This window comes from Streptomyces sp. NPDC031365 (assembly GCF_055569765.1).
Genome location: NZ_JBVIIM010000019.1, coordinates 101,420 through 121,147, shown reverse-complemented (window position 1 = coordinate 121,147; position 19,728 = coordinate 101,420). Strand labels below are relative to the sequence as shown.

Below are 19,728 nucleotides of genomic sequence, written 5' to 3'. Positions count from 1 at the left end.
CCCACCGGCTCTTGTCCGTCCCCGTTCCCTCCCGAGGAGCCGGCCCGTGGAGTCCGAGTCCGCCGTCACCACCTGCTACCGCCATCCGAAGGTGGAGTGCCACGTCCGCTGCACGCGCTGCGAGCGGTACATCTGCCCGGACTGCATGCGGGAGGCGGCCGTGGGCCACCAGTGCCCCGAGTGCGTGAAGGAGGGCGCGCGGTCGATGCGGCAGGCCCGCACCCTGGCGGGCGGCCGGGTGTCGGCGGTGCCGGTGGTGACGTATGCGCTGATCGTCGTCAACGCGCTGGTCTACCTGGCGGAGTTGGTGCGCCCCGAGATCGTGGACCGGTTCGCGATGCTGGGTGCCGGACTGGTCGGGGCGTACGGCGAGCGCTTGACGTGGATGGATCCCCACCCTGCGGGCTTCAGCCCGGAGGGGATCGTGGACGGGGAGTGGTACCGGCTGCTGACCGGCGCGTTCCTGCATCTGCCGCCCACCGAGGGCACGTTCGGCATCCTCCACATCGTGATGAACATGGTGGCGCTGTGGAATCTGGGCCGGCTCGTCGAGCCGATGCTCGGCCGTGTCCACTATCTCGCCCTGTATCTGCTGTCCGCCCTGGGCGGTTCGGTGCTGGTACTGCTGCTCGCGCCCGAGGACGCCGTGGTCGGCGCGTCCGGGGCGGTCTTCGGTGTGGGGGCGGCGTACTACGTGATGGCGCGGCGGGTGGGTGCCGACATGGGCCAGGTCAACCGATTCATGGCCGGGCTGCTGCTGTGGCTGGTGATCTCCGCGGTCGTCACATCCTGGGAGGGGCACCTGGGCGGGCTGCTGGCGGGCGGTGCGGTGGCGCTGGTCTTCGCGTACGTGCCCCGGGGCAGGCGTCGGGTGCTCATCCAGGCGGCGGCCTGTACTGTCCTGCTGGCGTTGCTGCTGGTGGCAGCGGTGGCCAAGGTGGCCGGGATGACAAGTGGAGGTGTCCCGCGGTGAAACCCGTCAGTGTGCTTCTGTCCGCTGTTCCCGTGATCGCCGCGGCGGTGTACTTCATGCTGCCGTCCGACTCCCCGGACACCCCGGCGCCACCGCCCGCAGCCAGCTCGCAGGCGGCGCTGGAGGAGGCCAAGGACCGGGCCGAGAAGGAACTGGCGGCCGACGACGCGGTCGTCGCCGCCCGGCCGCCGGGGCTGGCCGCCCCCGAGAAGAAGGACCTGGCCCAGCGGCTGGTGGCGAGTGCCGAGCACGCGACGACCGACTGGCGCGGCACCTACGGCGTCGTCGAGGACGAGGGCGACGGCTGCGGGTACACGGCGGGCATCGTCGGCTTCTGCACCGGCACCCATGATCTGCTCGCGCTGGTCGAGACCTACACCGAGGACCACCCGGACAACGGGCTGGCGCCCTATCTGCCCGCGCTGCGCGAGGTCGACGGCACGGACTCGCACGAGGGCCTGGACCCCGGCTTCCCGGCCGCCTGGAAGGCGGAGTCGCAGACCGCCGCGTTCCGCGCGGCGCAGGAGGCGGAGCGCGACCGCAGGTACTTCGAACCGGCGGTACGTCTGGCGAAGCTGGACGGCCTCGGCACGCTGGGCCAGTTCGTCTACTTCGACGCGATGGTCTTCCACGGGCCCGGCATCGAGGCGGGCGGCTTCTACGACGTACGCGAGCGGGCCCTCGATCAGGCGGAGACGCCCGCGGCGGGCGGTCTTGAGGAAACGTATCTGAGCGCCTTCCTGGACGTCCGCCGCGACACCATGCTGAGCCGGTACCCGGACCACGACACCTCCCGCATCGACACCGCCCAGCACCGGTTCCTGAAGGCCGGGAACCTGGATCTGGACACGCCGTTGGCGTGGGACATGCACGGCGAGCACTACACGCTGCCCTGACGACGCCGCGGCGCCCGCAGAACGGTGAACGGGCGGGCCCGCGGTGCCGGACGGATCCGCCCCCCTCCTTCGTACGCTGGGTCCATGAAACGTGCCCTGCTCACGGCCCTGTCCGTCCTCGCGCTGGCGTCGGCGGGCTGCTCGTCCGCCACTTCCGGGAAGGACGAGGCGTCGGCGCTGACCAGTCCCGCCAAGAAGGAGCTCGCGCAGCGGATAGTCGCCAGCGCCGAGAACGGCACGCTCGACTGGCGCAGCGCCTACGGCTACATCGAGGACATAGGCGACGGCCAGGGCTACACCGCGGGCATCATCGGCTTCTGCACCGGTACGCACGATCTGCTGACCCTGGTCGAGGAGTACACCGGGGACCACCCGGACAACGGCCTCGCACGCTATCTGCCCGCGCTGCGCGAGGTCGACGGCACGGACTCGCACGAGGGCCTGGACCCGGGGTTCAGGGCGGCCTGGAAGGCGGAGGCGAAGCAACCGGAGTTCCGTGCCGCGCAGGACGCCAAACGGGACACGGAGTACTTCGAACCGGCCGTAGGGCAGGCGAGGCGCGACGGACTGTCGGCGCTGGGCCAGTTCATCTACTACGACGCGCTCGTCTACCACGGCCCCGGTGACGGTCCCACGAGCCTCGGCGGCATCCGCGCGGCGGCGATGAAGCGGGCGGACGTCCCCGCCGAGGGCGGTGACGAGGAGGCGTACCTCTCCGCGTTCCTGGACATCCGCCGCACCGCCATGACGGAGCTGCACCCCGGGCACGACACCAGCCGTGTCGACACCGCCCAGCGCCGCTTCCTCAACGAGGGCAATCTGGACCTCGACACCCCGCTGGAGTGGGAGATGTACGGGACGGCCTACAAGGTGGCGTGACCCCCTGACATGGGGCGGCGCCTGCCCAGTTGTCCGGTCGGGGACAGGCGGGCAGGCGCCGTCTCGGGGGGTCTGGGGGGTGTCCCCCAGATAACCCGCCCGTACGCCTTTGTACGGGACGCTTGTGAGGTGCCGTCAGGCCATCAGGGCACGGTCCGTCGGCCGGATCGGGGCGTGCAGCTCGCTCGCCCCGGTGAGGAGGCGGTCGCAGCCCCGGGCGGCGGAGCGGCCCTCGGCGATCGCCCACACGATGAGCGACTGGCCACGGCCGGCGTCACCGGCGACGAACACTCCGGGCACATTGGTCTGGAAGTCGGCGTCGCGGGCGATGTTACCCCGTTCGTCGAGCTCCAGGCCGAACTGGTCCACCAGGCCGTTGTCCCGGTCGGTGCCGGTGAAGCCCATGGCGAGAGTGACCAGCTGGGCCGGGATCTTCCGATCGGTGCCCGGCTTCGGCGTGAGCCTGCCGTCGACGAACTCGACCTCGCTCAGGTGCAGCCACTGGACATTGCCGTCCTCGTCGCCCTCGAAGTGGGTGGTGGAGACGGAGTAGACCCGCTCACCGCCCTCCTCGTGGGCGCTGGTGACCTTGTAGAGCATCGGGAAGGTCGGCCACGGCTGGCCGACCGGGTCCCGCTCCTCGCCCGGGCGGGGCATGATCTCCAGCTGGGTGACGGACGCGGCGCCCTGGCGGTGGGCGGTGCCCACGCAGTCGGCGCCGGTGTCACCGCCGCCGATCACCACGACGTGCTTGCCCTCGGCGGAGATCGGCGGGGCGACGTAGTCGCCCTCCTGCACCTTGTTGGCCAGCGGCAGGTACTCCATGGCCTGGTAAATGCCCTTGAGGTCCCGGCCGGGCACCGGCAGGTCGCGCGCGGTCGTCGCCCCGACGGCGAGGACCACGGCGTCGTACCGCTTGCGCAGCGCTGTCGCCGGCATGTCGCGGCCGATCTCGATGCCGGTGCGGAACTTGGTGCCCTCCGCGCGCATCTGCTCGATGCGGCGGTTGATGTGCCGCTTCTCCATCTTGAACTCGGGGATGCCGTAGCGGAGCAGACCGCCGATGCGGTCGGCACGCTCGTAGACGGCGACCGTGTGACCGGCCCGGGTCAGCTGCTGGGCGGCGGCCAGACCCGCGGGGCCTGAGCCGACGACCGCGACGGTCTTGCCGGAGAGGCGCTCGGGGATCTGCGGGGCGACGTCACCGCTCTCCCACGCCTTGTCGATGATCGAGACCTCGACGTTCTTGATGGTGACCGGCGGCTGGTTGATGCCGAGCACACACGCCGACTCGCACGGGGCGGGGCACAGCCGGCCGGTGAACTCCGGGAAGTTGTTGGTGGCGTGCAGCCGCTCGGAGGCGGCGCCCCAGTCCTCACGGTAGGCGAAGTCGTTCCACTCGGGGATGAGGTTGCCGAGCGGGCAGCCGTTGTGACAGAAGGGGATGCCGCAGTCCATGCAGCGGCTCGCCTGCGTGCTGATGATCGGCAGCAGGGAGCCGGGGACGTAGACCTCGTTCCAGTCCTTCGTCCGCTCTTCGACCGGACGGGACCTGGCGACCTCGCGGCCGTGGTTCAGAAAACCCTTCGGGTCAGCCATTGATCGCCGCCTCCATCATCTTCTCGGTGATCGCGGTCTCGGAAAGACCGGCTCGCTCGGCGGCGTCCTTGGCGGCGAGCACTGCCTTGTACGTGCGGGGGATGATCTTGCTGAAACGCGCAACGGCCGTGTCCCACTCGGCGAGCAGCTTCTCCGCGACGGTGGAACCCGTCTCCTCCTGGTGCCGGCGGACCGCGTCGTGCAGCCACTGCTCGTCGGCGTCGTCCAGCGCCTGTACGGCGTCCAGGTTTCCGGCGTTGACGTTGTCCGGGTCCAGGTCGATGACGTAGGCGATGCCGCCGGACATGCCGGCCGCGAAGTTGCGTCCGGTCTCGCCGAGGATGACCGCGTGGCCGCCGGTCATGTACTCGCAGCCGTGGTCGCCCACGCCCTCGGAGACGACCGTCGCTCCTGAGTTGCGGACGCAGAACCGCTCGCCCGTACGACCGCGCAGGAACAGCTCGCCGCCGGTCGCGCCGTAGGCGATCGTGTTGCCCGCGATGGTCGAGTACTCGGCGAGGTGGTCGGCCGCGCGGTCCGGGCGGACCACGATGCGGCCGCCGGACAGGCCCTTGCCTACGTAGTCGTTGGCGTCGCCCTCGAGACGCAGTGTGACACCGCGCGGGAGGAAGGCACCGAAGGACTGGCCGGCGGAGCCGGTGAAGGTGATGTCGATGGTGTCGTCGGGCAGGCCCGCACCGCCGAACTTCTTGGTGACCTCGTGGCCGAGCATGGTGCCGACCGTGCGGTTGATGTTGCGGATGGCGATCCGGGCGCGCACCGGCTGGGCGTCCTCGGCGCCGGCCGCGGACAGCGCGTCGGCGGCGAGCTTGATCAGCTCGTTGTCGAGGGCCTTCTCCAGGCCGTGGTCCTGGGTGACGGCCTGGTGGCGGACGGCGCCCTCGGGCAGTTCGGGCACGTGGAACAGCGGCGCCAGCTCCAGGCCCTGGGCCTTCCAGTGGTCGACCGCGCGGGTCACGTCGAGGACCTCGGCGTGACCGACGGCCTCCTCGATGGAGCGGAAGCCCAGCTCGGCGAGGAGCTCGCGGACCTCCTCGGCGATGAACCGGAAGAAGTTCACGATGTACTCGGCCTTGCCCGAGAAGCGGTCCCGCAGTACGGGGTTCTGGGTGGCGATGCCCACCGGGCAGGTGTCCAGGTGGCAGACGCGCATCATGACGCAGCCGGAGACGACCAGCGGAGCGGTGGCGAAGCCGAACTCCTCGGCGCCGAGCAGGGCGGCGATCACCACGTCCCGGCCGGTCTTGAGCTGGCCGTCGGTCTGGACGACGATCCGGTCGCGCAGGCCGTTGAGCAGCAGGGTCTGCTGGGTCTCGGCGAGGCCGAGCTCCCAGGGACCGCCGGCGTGCTTCAGCGAGGTGAGCGGGGAGGCTCCCGTACCGCCATCGTGACCGGAGATCAGCACGACGTCCGCGTGGGCCTTGGAGACACCCGCGGCGACCGTGCCGACGCCGACCTCGGAGACCAGCTTGACGTGAATGCGCGCCTGGGGGTTGGCGTTCTTCAGGTCGTGGATCAGCTGGGCGAGGTCCTCGATGGAGTAGATGTCGTGGTGCGGCGGCGGGGAGATGAGTCCCACACCGGGGGTGCTGTGCCGGGTCCTGGCGACCCACGGGTAGACCTTGTGGCCGGGCAGCTGGCCGCCCTCGCCGGGCTTGGCGCCCTGGGCCATCTTGATCTGGATGTCGTCGGAGTTGACCAGGTACTCGGAGGTCACACCGAAGCGGCCGGAGGCGACCTGCTTGATGGCGGACCGGCGGGCCGGGTCGTACAGCCGCTCGGCGTCCTCGCCGCCCTCACCGGTGTTGGACTTGCCGCCCAGCTGGTTCATGGCGATGGCGAGGGTCTCGTGCGCCTCCTGGGAGATGGAGCCGTACGACATGGCACCGGTGGAGAACCGCTTGACGATCTCGGAGACCGGCTCGACCTCCTCGAGGGGGACCGGCCCCCGGCCGGACGTGAAGCCGAAGAGCCCGCGGAGCGTCATCAGCCGCTCGGACTGCTCGTTCACGCGGCCGGTGTACTGCTTGAAGATGTCGTAGCGGCCGGAGCGCGTGGAGTGCTGGAGGCGGAAGACCGTCTCCGGGTCGAACAGGTGCGGCTCGCCCTCGCGGCGCCACTGGTACTCGCCGCCGATCTCCAGGGCGCGGTGCGCGGGAGCGATGCCGGAGGCGGGGTAGGCCTTGGCGTGGCGGGCGGCGACCTCCTTGGCGATCACATCGATGCCGACGCCGCCGATCTTGGTGGCGGTGCCGTTGAAGTACTTCTCGACGAAGTCGTCCGCCAGGCCGACGGCCTCGAAGACCTGGGCCCCGCGGTAGGAGGCGACCGTGGAGATGCCCATCTTGGACATGACCTTCAGGACGCCCTTGCCGAGGGCGTGGATCAGGTTGCGGATGGCCTGCTCGGGCTCCATGCCGGGCAGGAAGGTGCCCGCGCGGACCAGGTCCTCGACGGACTCCATCGCCAGGTAGGGGTTGACGGCGGCGGCGCCGTAGCCGATGAGCAGGGCGACGTGGTGGACTTCCCGGACGTCACCGGCCTCCACCAGCAGGCCCACCTGGGTGCGCTGCTTGGTGCGGATGAGGTGATGGTGGACGGCCGAGGTGAGCAGCAGCGACGGGATGGGCGCGTGCTCGGCGTCGGAGTGCCGGTCGGACAGGACGATCAGCCGGGCGCCGTTGTCGATGGCGGCGTCGGCCTCGGCGCAGATGGCCCCGATCCGGTCGGCGAGGGCGTCGCCGCCGCCGGAGACCCGGTACAGGCCGGAGAGGGTCGCGGCCTTCAAGCCCGGCATGTCGCCGTCGGCGTTGACGTGGATGAGCTTGGCCAGCTCGTCGTTGTCGATCACCGGGAAGGGCAGCGTGACGCTCCGGCACGCCGCGGCGGTCGGCTCGAGCAGGTTGCCCTGCGGGCCCAGCGAGGAGAGCAGGGAGGTGACCAGTTCCTCGCGGATCGCGTCCAGCGGCGGGTTGGTGACCTGGGCGAACAGCTGGGTGAAGTAGTCGAAGAGCAGCCGCGGGCGTTCGCTCAGCGCGGCGATCGGCGAGTCGGTGCCCATCGAGCCGATGGGCTCGGCGCCGGCCTTGGCCATCGGCGCGATGAGGACGCGCAGTTCCTCCTCGGTGTAGCCGAAGGTCTGCTGGCGGCGGGTGACCGAGGCGTGGGTGTGCACGATGTGCTCGCGCTCGGGCAGGTCGGACAGCTCGATCTCGCCGGCCTCGAGCCACTCCGCGTAGGGGCGTTCGGCCGCGAGGGCGGACTTGATCTCGTCGTCCTCGATGATGCGGTGCTCGGCGGTGTCGACCAGGAACATGCGGCCCGGCTGGAGACGGCCCTTGCGGACGACCTTCGCCGGGTCGATGTCGAGCACGCCGACCTCGGAGCCGAGGACGACGAGGCCGTCGTCGGTGACCCAGTAGCGGCCGGGGCGCAGGCCGTTGCGGTCGAGTACGGCGCCGACCTGGGTGCCGTCGGTGAAGGTGACGCACGCGGGGCCGTCCCAGGGCTCCATCATCGTGGAGTGGTACTGGTAGAAGGCGCGCCGGGCCGTGTCCATGGAGTCGTGGTTCTCCCACGCCTCCGGGATCATCATCAGCACGGAGTGCGGCAGGGAGCGGCCGCCCAGGTGCAGCAGTTCCAGGACCTCGTCGAAGGACGCCGAGTCGGAGGCGTCGGGGGTGCAGATCGGGAAGATCCGCTCGAGGTCCGTGCGGCTGCCGAACAGGTCCGAGGCAAGCTGGGACTCGCGGGCGCGCATCCAGTTGCGGTTGCCCTTGACGGTGTTGATCTCGCCGTTGTGCGCGACGAAGCGGTACGGGTGCGCGAGCGGCCACGACGGGAAGGTGTTGGTGGAGAACCGGGAGTGCACCAGCGCGATCGCGGAGCCGAAGCGGCGGTCGGACAGGTCCGGGAAGAACGGCTCGAGCTGGCCGGTGGTCAGCATGCCCTTGTAGACGATGGTGCGGGCCGAGAGGGACGGGAAGTAGACACCCGCCTCGCGCTCGGCGCGCTTGCGCAGCACGAACGCCTTGCGGTCGAGGCCGATGCCCCGGCTCTCACCGTCGGTGACGAAGATCTGCCGGAAGACCGGCATCGTCGAGCGGGCGGTGGCGCCGAGCAGCTGGGGCGCGACCGGAACCTCGCGCCAGCCGAGGACGGTCAGGTCCTCGGCGGCGGCGATCTCCTCGATGCGGACGACGGCGGCGTCGGTGCCGTCCTCCGGCAGGAAGGCGATACCGACGGCGTAGCCGCCGGCCTCGGGGAGACCGAATCCGGCCACCTCGCGGAAGAAGGCGTCCGGCACCTGGGAGAGGATCCCCGCGCCGTCGCCCGAGTCCGGCTCGGAGCCGGTGGCGCCGCGGTGTTCGAGGTTGCGCAGAACGGTGAGTGCCTGCTCGACCAGGGTGTGGGACGCCTCGCCGGTAAGGGTCGCGACGAAGCCGACGCCACAGGCGTCGTGCTCGTTGCGGGGATCGTACATACCCTGCGCAGCAGGGCGAGCATCCATGAACGACCAGTTCAGGCGGTCGTTCGGAGAATGCTGGGACGGCTGGCGCGGCGTACGCATCGGCTCTCCCGTCGTCGTCATGTGGCATGTGAAGTGCCGAGGGACGACGTTGGCCCTCTGCGGGGGTGCGAAATTTCGTGCAGGTTACATGATGGAGCGGCTCTCGGGAACCGGAACATTCCGTTCCAGCATGCGGACACCGGACGGGGCGCGGTGGGGTTCCGCGCCCGGCGGTGGAAGCCATGGAGTCCGCGACGGACAGATCGATGCCCGTCAGCGGTGGCGGGAAGAGGCTCCTTCGCCCGTCCCGCGGGGCACGCCGTCGGCCTCATTGCCCACAGCGCTTACGGCTCATGCCCAGTGGTCATGCCGCCGAAACCAGCAAGTAACCACTACTTATGCGGCCCCTCGCATAAGCGTGAAGGGCATCATCCTAGGGCCGTTCCGAACAGCGCGCCCAGGGCGTACGTCACACCGGCCGCCGCGCCGCCCAGGGCGAGCTGCCGCAGACCGCTGTACCACCAGGTGCGTGCCGTCACCTTGGCCACCACCGCGCCGCACAGGAAGAGGCCGAGCAGCGCCAGCAGCACGGCCGGCCACAGGCTGCTCGCACCGAGCAGATACGGCAGGACGGGGAGCAGGGCGCCCAGCGCGAAGGAGCCGAAACTGGACACGGCGGCCACGGTGGGCGAGGGCAGGTCGCCGGGGTCGATGCCGAGTTCCTCGCGGGCGTGGATCTCCAGGGCCTGCTCGGGGTCCCGGGACAGCTGACGGGCCACCTCGCGGGCCAGGGCGGGCTCGACACCGCGGGCCTGGTAGAGGGCGGCGAGTTCAGCCTCCTCGTCCTTCGGGTGCTTACGCAGTTCACGCCGCTCGACGTCCAGTTCGGCCTCGACCAGCTCACGCTGGGAGGCGACGGAGGTGTACTCGCCGGCCGCCATGGAGAAGGCACCGGCGGCCAGTCCGGCGAGGCCGGTGAGGACGACGGTCTGCTGGCCGACCGCCCCGCCGGCGACACCGGTCATCAGGGCGAGGTTGGAGACCAGTCCGTCCATGGCGCCGAACACCGCGGGGCGCAGCCAGCCGCCGTTCACATCCCGGTGCGTGTGGTTGTCGCGGTGCGCCTCGTGCAGCGCCGCCTCGGTCTCGATGATGGCCATACCGGTCCCCCACAGCCCCTTGTTTGGACGCGTTCCATTCTTCGACGGCACTCAATGTACGCCTCCCCATTCCCTCCCGCCAGCTAGGAAAGGCTGGGCTAACCTGCGGCTTTGCATCATCTGCTCGTTTGTGTAGATGAACGCGCAGATGTCGACCGGGTGACGCTGAGGCCCGTGAGGCTGCGCCGGACACCACACCGGGGACAGTTCCGCAAAGGGCTCCGCGCCTCCCTCGGGGCGCGCCTGAGAGGAGAGCCGCGTATGGCGTCGACCACCCGCATCCCCTCGGTCCCGGCGCCCGGGGACGCCCTCGGGCGCCGGGAACGGGGACGCGGCGCGCTGCTCGGCCTGGCCGTCGGCGACGCGCTGGGCGCCCCGGCCGAGAACATGAAGCCCTCCGAGATCCGCGCGAAATGGGGCCGCATCACGGGATACGTGGCCGACCGCCCGGCGGGCACGGACGACACCGAGTACGCGATCTTCTCCGGCCTGCTGCTGGCCCGGCACGGCTCCGCGCTCACCCCGGCACATGTCGGGGCCGCCTGGCACGAGTGGATCGCGGACCGCTCCGAGGGCCCGTTCCGGGGTGCCGGCTTCAGCGAGCGCGGCACGCTGGAGAACCTGCGCCGGGGGCTGGCGGCGCCCATCTCCGCCCAGCACCGGCACGCCTGGAGCGACGGGCTGGCGATGCGGGCGGCGCCGCACGGGGTGTTCGCGGCGGGCCGTCCCGACGAGGCGGCCCGGCTGGCGGCGATCGACGGCTCGGTCAGCCACGACGGCGAGGGCATCTACGGCGGCCAGGCGGTCGCGGCGGGCGTCGCGGCGGCGATGGCCGGGGCACCGGTGGTCGCGGTGGTGGCCTCGGCGCTGGCCGTGGTGCCGGAGGACTCCTGGACCGCCCGCTCACTGCGCCGCGCCGTGACGGCGGCCCACCTCGGCGAACGCGCGGTCCGCGCGGCGGTGGTGATCGGCGGCTACCCGTGGACCGACCTGGCCCCCGAGGCGGTCGCCCTCGCCTTCGGCGCGTACGCGGCGGCCGACGGGGACTTCGCACAGGCGGTGCTGACGGCCGTCAACATGGGTCGCGACGCCGACACGACGGCGGCGGTGGCGGGGGCGCTGGCGGGCGCGACCCAGGGCGTCGACGCCGTCCCCGCCCCCTGGGCTGCGGCCATCACCCCGGCCCGGGGCACCTGCCTCCCCGCCATGGCAGGCCAGCACGTCCTCCACATCGCGGACCTCCTGACCCCGGAGACCTCGTCATGACAACCCCCACGACGACCACCCCCGCCGACGACAAGCACCCCCTGCACACCCCGCCCGCCCCCGCCCTGGCCCCCGCACCCGCACCCGCACCCGCACCCGCCGACGGCGAGACACCCCCGCAAGCCCCACCCGCACCCGCCGACGGCGAGACACCCCCGCAAGCCCCACCCGCACCCGCCGACGGCGGGAACACCCCACAGGGGCCACCCGCACCCGACCACGCAAGCCGCACGGGGAGTGCGGGTGGGAACGATTCCCCGGCCGAAGGCGAAGCCGAGGCCGAGAACCGCCGCACCCCACCGCAAGCAAGGATCGAGGGCCTCCTGCTGGGCCTCGCCGCAGGCGACGCCGCGGGCTGGCCCGCCGCCCGCCACCGCGCAGCGCGAATGCCGGAGTGGACCCGCCGCCTCACCCGCGAACTCGACACCTTCGCCGAACAGAACGCCACCACCACCCTCCCGGTCCCCATCGCCCTCAACCAGCCCTCCGAGCCCTTGCGCCTGGGCCCCTCCGACGACGCCGAATGGGCGGCCTTCGCCGCGGAAGCCGTGCTCCGGGCCGGTGACGACACCGCCTTCGGCGACCTCAGCCGCGAACGCCGCACCCGCGCTGCCATCGACCTGACCTGGAACACCGTTGCCGGCGAGATCGCCGCGGCGGCGGACCGCGCCCCCGAGACCGAGTCCGCCGTACTCCCCCTGCGCGCCCGCATCTCCGTCCGCGCCGGCCTCGGCAACCTCGCCACCGGCCTGCGGCCGCCCGCCACCGGCCACGACAACCCCCACTACTTCGACGACGCGGCCTGCGTACGGGCCTGTGTGCTGGCCGTGGCCCATCCAGGAGACCCCCGGGCCGCCGCCGACCTCGCCGAGTTCGACGCCCGCTACACCCAGGACGGCGACGGTGTGCACGGTGCTCGCGCCATGGCCGCCGCCGTCGCACTCGCGCTGACCGGCGCGGACCCGTACACGTGCGTGGCCGCGGCCTGCGCCGAGTTGCCCGAGGACACGGAGATCGGCCGCAACGCCCGGTGCGCCCTGAGGCTCGCGGCGGACGCCGACAGCGCCTTCGCCCTCGTACCGCCACTCGAGCACCAGATCGTCGACCATGTCTACAGCTACGGCGTCGCCGCCGCCGAGACCGTCCCCGTGGCCCTCGCGCTGACCACCGCCGCCCACGGTCGGATCGCGGAGGCGGTCCCCGCGGCAGCCTGTCTGTCCCGGGTCGCGGACTCCGCTCCGGCGCTCGTCGGCGCCCTCACCGGCGCGTTGTGCGGCGGCCCGGCGATCCCCGCGGCATGGCGGGACAGCTGCCGCACCCTCTCCGGCTGCGTACTCCCCCGGCTCACCGGCACCGACCTGGTGGAACTCGCCGGACTCCTGGCAGCCGCATACCCGACCCCGACGGAGGGATGATCCGGACATGATGCGTGAAGATGTGCATATCGACCCCCGGGGCCCGTCCCTGGACGAGCGGATCACCGGCGCCCTCGTCGGGGCGGCCGTCGGCGACGCCCTCGGCGGGCCGGTCGAGGGGTACTCCCCCGAGCAGATCGTCGAGCGGCACGGCGGACGCGTACACGGCGTCGTCGGCCCCTGGAACGGCAACGCGTGGCGCACCGCCCGCCCCATCGCGCCCTACCACAAGGGTGACGGCCACGTCACCGACGACACCCTGATGACCCACGCGCTGGTACGGGTGTACGCGACGGTCCGCGACCACCTGGACGCCTACGCCGTCGCCGACCATCTGGTCCCCGACCTGATGACGAACCCGCGCTGGATCCCGGAACTGGAGGCGGAGGCGATCCCTCTGCACCGGATCTTCCTCGCCGAGAAGTGGCTCGTGGCCCGACTGCACTACGGTCACCTCGACCCGCGGGAAGCGGGCACCGGCAACATCGTCAACTGCGGGGCCGCGATGTACATGGCCCCGGTCGGACTGGTCAACGCCGCCCACCCGGCCGCCGCCTACGCCGAGGCGCTGGACGTCGCGGGAGCCCATCAGTCGTCGTACGGCAGGGAGGCGGCCGGGGTCTTCGCGGCGGCGGTGGCGGCGGCCTGCGCACCGGGCGCGACGGCCGACTCGGTGGTCGCCGCGTGCCTGTCCCTGGCGAAGGACGGCACGCGGGAGGCGGTCGAGCGGGTCTGCGAAGAGGCGGCCCGGCACACGGACGTCGAGTCGGCGCTGCGTCCGCTGCGGGAGGCGGTGGCTCCGTACGACACCGTGGGCCCCGACTACCGCTCCCCCTCCCTGGGCGCCCGCCGTCCGTCCCGGCTGCACGCCATCGAGGAACTCCCGGTCGCGCTGGGCATGGTGGTGGTGGCGGGAGGCGACTTCCGGCACGCGGTGCTGGGCGCGGTGAACTACGGCCGCGACTGCGACTCGATCGCCACGATGGCCGGCGCCGTGACCGGCGCCCTCGGCTCGCCCGTCCCCCAGGACTGGTCCAAGACGGTGGCGGAGGCCAGCCGGCTCGACATGGGGGAACCGGCGGTCACGCTGACCGGGGTGACCCGCGAGATCTTCGCGCGCGACGTGGACCGCCGCCGCGCCCACGAGCAGGCGTTCGCGGAACTGGGAGGCCCGGGTTGCTCCGACTGACCTGGGTCCAGCCGGAGGACCTGATCGGCCACGAACTGCGCCAGGCGTCCCAGGACGGCCGCGAAGCCTCGGCCGTCGCCGCCCGCTGGCGCGCGGCAGGCGGCCCCGAAGCCCCCCTGACGGCGGGCGCCTCCCCCACCCCGGCCCCGCCCTGCCTCCGCCTCCTGGCCACCGACCTCCTGGACGAACTCTCCGACCTCCCCAGCACCCTGACGGCACACGAGCCAACCGACCTCCCCACCCTCAAGTCCCTCTGCCCCGACTGGCCGCCGCCCCCCGCAGACGGCCACCCGCCCCTCTCCGCGGGCAGCCACGCGCCGCTTCCTGCGGGCGGTCGTGCCTCCCCCAGTGCCTCAAGGGCCTGGGAGACACCCCCGGGGGCGGCACGGGTGGGCGGTGTGAGTGCCTCCCGCTCGAGCGCAGCCGAGAGCGGGGAAGGCACCCCGCGGACGCCGGGCCGCGCACCCCACCCCCGAGCACCCCACCCCGCGCGCCTGGAAGCAGCATGGCTCGGCAGAGCAGTCGGCTGCCTCCTGGGCAAACCGGTGGAGAAACTCCCCCTCACCGCCATCCGGCACCTGGCCCAGGCCACCGGCAACTGGCCCCTGACGACCTACTTCACCGCCCACGGCGTCCCCCGGGACCTCCTCACCCGGCACCCCTGGAACCGCCGCTCCGCGACGACCTCCCTCGCCGAGAACATCGACGGCATGCCCGAGGACGACGACCTCGACCACCCCCTCCTCGCCCTGCTCCTCCTCCAGCGCCACGGCCGCACCTTCACCACCACCGACGTGGCCCGCGTCTGGCTGGACGAACTCCCCGCCGGCCGCGCCTTCACCGCCGAACGCGTCGCCTACCGCAACCTCCTCAGCGGCCTGGAACCCCCACTGACCGCCCGCCACCACAACCCCTTCCGTGAGTGGATCGGCGCCCTGATCCGCGCGGACATGCACGGCTGGACCAACCCCGGCGACCCGGCCGCCGCCGCCGAACAGGCACACCGCGACGCGACCCTCACGCACACCGCCAACGGCGTCTACGCCGCGATGTTCACCGCCGCCGTGATCGCCACCGCCGCCACGGGCGACCACGACATCCACGCGTGCCTACGCACCGGTCTCACCGTCGTCCCGCCCGGCTCCCGCCTCGCCCGGGCCGTCCGCCGGTCCATCCAACTGGCCCACGAGCACAGCGACTTCACCACCGTCGTCGACCTCTTGCACGCCACCTACGCCGCCACCCACCACTGGGTGCACGCCGTCCCCAACACCGCCCTGACCGCCGCCGCCCTCACCCACGCCGACGGCGACTTCACCGGCTCCATCTGCCGCGCGGTCTCCGGCGGCTGGGACACCGACTCCAACGGCGCCACCGCCGGCAGCATCGCCGGCCTGCTCACGGGGACGCCCCACGCCCTGCCCGCACGCTGGACTGCCCCGCTGAAGAACCGCCTGGCCACCTCCGTCGGCGACTTCAACGGCACCGGATTCGACACCCTGGCCCGGCTGACTCACCTGGAGGCCTCCCGCCCATGACGCCCTCCGACCCCACCACCACCGCCGCACCACCGCCCGTGCCCGCCCCCACCGCTCCCCCGCTGACCGGCCTGCGCGTCCTGGACCTGGCCACCCTCTTCGCCGGCCCCCTCGCCGCGACCCTGCTCGGCGACTTCGGCGCGGAGGTCGTGAAGGTCGAGCATCCGACGAAACCGGACCCCTGCCGTGGCCACGGCCCGTCGAAGAACGGCATCGGCCTGTGGTGGAAGGTGCTCGGCCGCAACAAGCGCACCATCACCCTGGACCTGTCCAGACCCGGCGGCCGGGCCACCCTCCTGCGCCTGGCCGGGGCCGCCGACGTCGTCATCGAGAACTTCCGCCCGGGCACCCTGGAGAAGTGGGACCTGGGCTGGCCCGAACTGTCCGCCGTCAACCCCCGCCTGGTCCTGGCCCGGGTCACCGGGTTCGGCCAGTTCGGCCCGTACGCGCACCGCCCGGGCTTCGGCACCCTCGCCGAGGCGATGAGCGGCTTCGCCGCGATCACCGGCGAACCGGACGCCCCGCCGACCCTGCCGCCGTTCGGCCTGGCGGACTCCATCGCGGGCCTGACCACGGCGTACGCGATCATGACCGCCCTCGCCGCCCGCGACCGCACGGGAGCGGGCCAGGTCGTCGACATGGCCCTGATCGAACCGATCCTGACCGCGCTCGGCCCGCAGCCCACCTGGTACGACCAGCTCGGCCACATCCAGCCCCGCACCGGCAACCGCTCCCAGAACAACGCCCCGCGGGGCACCTACCTCACCGCCGACGGCACCTGGGTCGCGGTCTCCACCTCGGCCCAGTCGATCGCCGAGCGGGTGATGGTGCTGGTGGGCCGGCCGGACCTGATCGACGAGCCCTGGTTCGCCACCGGCGAGGACCGGGCCCGGCACGCGGACATCCTGGACGAGGCGGTCGGCGGCTGGATCGGCCGGAACACCCGCGCCGACGTCCTGGCGGCCTTCGAGAAGGCGGAGGCGGCCGTCGCCCCCGTCCAGGACGTACGGGACGTCATGGCGGACCCGCAGTACCAGGCCCTGGACACGATCACCACGGTCGACGATCCCGAGCTGGGCCCACTGCGCATGCAGAACGTCCTCTTCCGGCTCTCCTCCACTCCGGGCGCGATCCGCTGGGCGGGCCGCCCGCACGGCGCGGACACCGAGGAGGTCCTGACCGAGCTGGGCCTCACCTCCGACGACCTCGCGGAGCTGCGCGCGGAGGGCGCCCTGTGACAGGCTTCCCGCTGACCTGTCTCTACGCACCCGGCGACCGTCCCTCCGTGGTCGCGAAGGCGCTCACCTCGGGGGCCGACGTCGTGGTGATCGACCTGGAGGACGCGGTGGCCCCCGACCGCAAGGCCTACGCCCGGTCGGCCACCGCCGAGCTGCTGCACGATCCCCAGCCGGTCCCGGTCCACGTCCGGGTCAACGCCCTGTCCGGTCCCTGGGCGCGCGCCGACCTCGCGGCCGTCGCCCCGGCCCCCGGCCTGTCCGGCCTGCGGCTGCCGAAGGTGTCGTCCGCGTCCGACGTCGTACGCGTCGCGCGCCGGGTGGTGTCGGCCGGCGGCGGCGTACCGCCCCTGTACGCCCTCCTGGAGACGGCCCTCGGCATCGAGCGCGCCCACGCGGTGGCCACCGCCCACCCGTCCCTGCGCGGTATCGCCATCGGAGAGGCGGACCTACGGGCCGATCTGGGCGTACGCGACGACGCCGGCCTCGACTGGTCCCGCTCCCGGGTGGTCGTCGCCGCGCGGGCGGCGGGGCTGCCCCCGCCCACCCAGTCCGTCCACCCGGACACCCGGGACCTGGACGGTCTGATGGCCTCCTGCCTCCGAGGCCGCGCCCTGGGTTTTCTGGGCCGGGCCGCGATCCACCCCCGTCAGCTCCCGGTCATCAGGCGGGCCTACCGCCCCACGGAGCAGGAGATCGAACAAGCCGAAACGATCATCAAGGCAGCAGCCACGGCCCAAGGCGCCCAGGCTCTCCCCGACGGCTCCTTCATCGACACGGCAGTCGTCACAGCGGCCCACCGCACCCTCTCCCTCGCCCGCAGCCCTTAACCACGACCCACGAGCCGCGGGCCGCAGGCCGCAGGCCGCAGGCCGCAGGCCGCAGGCCGCAGGCCGCAGGCCGCAGGCCGCAGGCCGCAGGCCGCAGGCCGCAGGCCGCAGGCCGCGGGCAATCGTGCCGCTGGGGCGGCACGGGTGGGCGCGACGGCACCCCGCAAACGCCGGGCCGCGCACCACCCCCCCGCCCCGCACACACCAAGGGCGCCCGGAAGACCCGAGCGCCCTCACGTCGTACAACAGGCGGTCAGCCCTTCTTCGCCGACCCAGCCCCGTCCTTGGAGTCCTCATCGGACTCGGAGCCCTCGGAGCCCTCGGAACCCTCAGGACCCTCAGGACCCTCCGAATCCTTGCCGGCGTCAGCCGCATCCTCCTCCGCAGGAGAAGCGTCCTCACCCTTCTCCCCGGCCTCCCCGGCGTCATCCCCGTCGGAGGCCCCCGGCTCGACCACGTCCTCCCGCCCCGGCCGCTTCCGCACGGACAGCACGATGTACAGCACCGCAAGCAGGAACACCAGAATGGAGGTCCAGTTGTTCAGCCGCAGGCCGAGAATCTCATGCGCCTCGTCGACCCGCATGTACTCGATCCAGAACCGCCCCGCGCAGTACGCGGCGACGTACAGCGCGAACGCCCGCCCGTGCCCGAGCTTGAAACGGCGGTCCGCCCAGATCACCAGCAGCGCCACTCCGATGCACCACAGCGACTCGTACAGGAACGTAGGGTGGTACGTGCCCGGTACCCGTCCGTCGGAGGAGGACGTGATCTCCACCGCCCACGGCAGATCCGTGGACCGGCCGTACAGCTCCTGGTTGAACCAGTTGCCCCAGCGGCCGATCGCCTGCGCGAAGGCGATACCCGGCGCGACGGCGTCGGCGTAGGCGGGCAGCGCGATGCCCCGCCGGCGGCAGCCGATCCAGGCGCCCAGCGCACCGAAGGCGATCGCGCCCCAGATGCCGAGGCCGCCCTCCCAGATCTTGAAGGCGTCCACCCAGTCACGGCCCTCGCTGAAGTACAGCTGGTAATCCGTGATCACGTGGTAGAGCCGACCGCCGATCAGGCCGAAGGGCACGGCCCATACAGCGATGTCGGCCACCGTGCCGGTCCGCCCGCCCCGGGCGACCCAGCGCTTGTTGCCGAGCCAGACGGCAACGAAGACGCCGATGATGATGCAGAACGCGTAGCCGCGCAGCGGAACGGGGCCGAGATACAGCACCCCGCTCGACGGGCTGGGAATGTAGGCAAGTTCCATGGCAAGGTCGACGCTACCGTGCCGGACCGGCCGCGCGGTGGGCGGCCCGGCAACGGCTCCATAACAGGAGCGCCGGAGTTCCCTGGGGAACGGCGCTACCCCTTGTTCGCCTCCCCGACCATCTGCTTGAGCTTTTCAGGGGTCATCGAGCGGTCCGCGTAGATGTTCTTGCCGTCGAACAGCACGGTCGGCGTGCCGCTGAAGCCGCCCTTTTCGAACGCTTCGTGGGACTTGGCGACCCAGCTGTTGTGCGTGCCGTCCTCGACACAGGTGCGGAAGGCGGGGGTGTCCAGCCCTTCGACCTTGCCGGCCAGGTCGATCAGCCGGCCCTTGTCGGCGAAGGCGTCGTCGCTCTCCATCGGCTGGTTCTCGAACAGCATGTCGTGGTACGCGGTGAACTTCCCGGCGTCCTGGGCGCAGGCCGCGGCGTTGGCCGCGTTGCGCGAGCCGGTGCCGCCCATGCCGCCGTCGATCAGCGTGACCAGGTGGTACTCCACCTTCAGTTGGCCGGCGTCCGTGAGCTCGTGGATGGTGGGGCTGTAGACCTGCTCGAAGGTCTTGCAGGCCGGGCAGCGGAAGTCCTCCCACACCGTGAGCGTCGCCTTGGCATCAGGCTTCCCGACCGGGATGGCGGTGCCGTCCTCACCGAGGGCGCCCGAGGGCGCCACGACCGGGCCCGCCGAGTCGCTCTCCGTGTCGCCGCCGCCGGAGTTGGCGGCGACGACACCGATCACCGCCGCGAGCCCCAGGACACAGACCACGCTCGCCCCCACGATCAGGGCGCGCCGTCGCTTCTCCGCCGCCTTCTGCTTCTCGCGCTCGACCGCCATCCGCTCCCGGGCGGTGCGCTTTCCCTCTCGCTTCTTCTCGCTCACACCCCGCAGAACGAACCGGGGAGGCGCACAGCGCCTCCCCGGTCCCAGGTCCACCCGTACGAGGGACCCGTATGACTACCTGCGGAT

14 protein-coding genes are annotated in these 19,728 nt (G+C 72.1%); 9 read left to right on the top strand and 5 right to left on the bottom strand.

The window, feature by feature from the left end; all coding sequences use genetic code 11:
• Positions 1 to 46: 46 nt before the first annotated feature.
• The 3 genes from ACZ5C2_RS25710 (at position 47) to ACZ5C2_RS25700 (ending at position 2,748) form a co-directional block, all read left to right on the top strand.
• A complete protein-coding gene (locus ACZ5C2_RS25710) occupies positions 47 to 973 on the top strand; it encodes a rhomboid family intramembrane serine protease (protein WP_468795352.1) in 927 nt (308 codons plus the stop codon).
• A gap of 56 nt (positions 974 to 1,029) precedes the next feature.
• Positions 1,030 to 1,869: a chitosanase gene (locus ACZ5C2_RS25705; RefSeq protein WP_468795495.1), complete on the top strand. Its 840-nt coding sequence runs from the start codon at positions 1,030 to 1,032 to the stop codon at positions 1,867 to 1,869.
• Positions 1,870 to 1,953: 84 nt separating this feature from the next.
• Positions 1,954 to 2,748 (top strand): chitosanase, encoded by a 795-nt coding sequence (locus tag ACZ5C2_RS25700; RefSeq protein WP_468795349.1) that lies wholly within the window; start codon positions 1,954 to 1,956, stop codon positions 2,746 to 2,748.
• Positions 2,749 to 2,883: 135 nt separating this feature from the next.
• Here ACZ5C2_RS25700 and ACZ5C2_RS25695 read toward each other — a convergent pair whose 3' ends face one another.
• The 3 genes from ACZ5C2_RS25695 to ACZ5C2_RS25685 all read right to left on the bottom strand — a co-directional run bounded on the left by ACZ5C2_RS25695 (position 2,884) and on the right by ACZ5C2_RS25685 (position 10,038).
• Entirely contained in the window at positions 2,884 to 4,347 is a 1,464-nt protein-coding gene (locus ACZ5C2_RS25695) for a glutamate synthase subunit beta (RefSeq protein WP_468795346.1), read from the bottom strand.
• Positions 4,340 to 8,938, bottom strand: a complete 4,599-nt coding sequence (gene gltB / locus ACZ5C2_RS25690) for a glutamate synthase large subunit (protein WP_468795492.1) — start codon at positions 8,936 to 8,938, stop codon at positions 4,340 to 4,342. Before gltB ends, ACZ5C2_RS25695 begins: the two co-directional genes overlap by 8 nt.
• A gap of 368 nt (positions 8,939 to 9,306) precedes the next feature.
• Complete coding sequence (locus tag ACZ5C2_RS25685; protein ID WP_468795343.1) at positions 9,307 to 10,038, bottom strand: VIT1/CCC1 transporter family protein; 732 nt, start codon at positions 10,036 to 10,038, stop codon at positions 9,307 to 9,309.
• 261 nt (positions 10,039 to 10,299) lie between these two features.
• On the opposite strand from ACZ5C2_RS25685, the gene ACZ5C2_RS25680 reads away from it, so the two are divergent.
• Genes ACZ5C2_RS25680 through ACZ5C2_RS25655 form a run of 6 tightly spaced genes read left to right on the top strand, consistent with a single transcriptional unit; the run spans position 10,300 to position 17,511 of the window.
• A complete protein-coding gene (locus ACZ5C2_RS25680; protein ID WP_468795340.1) occupies positions 10,300 to 11,304 on the top strand; it encodes an ADP-ribosylglycohydrolase family protein in 1,005 nt (334 codons plus the stop codon).
• Positions 11,301 to 12,719, top strand: coding sequence for an ADP-ribosylglycohydrolase family protein (locus ACZ5C2_RS25675; protein ID WP_468795337.1), 1,419 nt, complete (start codon positions 11,301 to 11,303; stop codon positions 12,717 to 12,719). Before ACZ5C2_RS25680 ends, ACZ5C2_RS25675 begins: the two co-directional genes overlap by 4 nt.
• A 10-nt stretch (positions 12,720 to 12,729) precedes the next feature.
• Entirely contained in the window at positions 12,730 to 13,908 is a 1,179-nt protein-coding gene (locus ACZ5C2_RS25670) for an ADP-ribosylglycohydrolase family protein (protein WP_468795489.1), read from the top strand.
• On the top strand, positions 13,896 to 15,446 hold the full coding sequence (locus tag ACZ5C2_RS25665) for an ADP-ribosylglycohydrolase family protein (protein ID WP_468795334.1): 1,551 nt from the start codon (positions 13,896 to 13,898) through the stop codon (positions 15,444 to 15,446). Before ACZ5C2_RS25670 ends, ACZ5C2_RS25665 begins: the two co-directional genes overlap by 13 nt.
• The gene (locus tag ACZ5C2_RS25660) at positions 15,443 to 16,684 is read left to right on the top strand and encodes a CaiB/BaiF CoA transferase family protein (RefSeq protein ID WP_468795331.1); all 1,242 of its coding nucleotides are present in this window, start codon (positions 15,443 to 15,445) and stop codon (positions 16,682 to 16,684) included. The genes ACZ5C2_RS25665 and ACZ5C2_RS25660 overlap by 4 nt, the downstream gene beginning before the upstream one ends.
• The gene (locus tag ACZ5C2_RS25655; RefSeq protein WP_468795328.1) at positions 16,681 to 17,511 is read left to right on the top strand and encodes an HpcH/HpaI aldolase/citrate lyase family protein; all 831 of its coding nucleotides are present in this window, start codon (positions 16,681 to 16,683) and stop codon (positions 17,509 to 17,511) included. The genes ACZ5C2_RS25660 and ACZ5C2_RS25655 overlap by 4 nt, the downstream gene beginning before the upstream one ends.
• Positions 17,512 to 17,764: 253 nt before the next feature.
• On the opposite strand, the gene lgt is transcribed toward ACZ5C2_RS25655, so the two are convergent.
• A complete protein-coding gene (gene lgt, locus ACZ5C2_RS25650) occupies positions 17,765 to 18,766 on the bottom strand; it encodes a prolipoprotein diacylglyceryl transferase (protein ID WP_468795324.1) in 1,002 nt (333 codons plus the stop codon).
• Between the two features lie 95 nt (positions 18,767 to 18,861).
• On the bottom strand, positions 18,862 to 19,641 hold the full coding sequence (locus ACZ5C2_RS25645; RefSeq protein ID WP_468795322.1) for a thioredoxin domain-containing protein: 780 nt from the start codon (positions 19,639 to 19,641) through the stop codon (positions 18,862 to 18,864).
• Between the last annotated feature and the right edge of the window lie 87 nt (positions 19,642 to 19,728).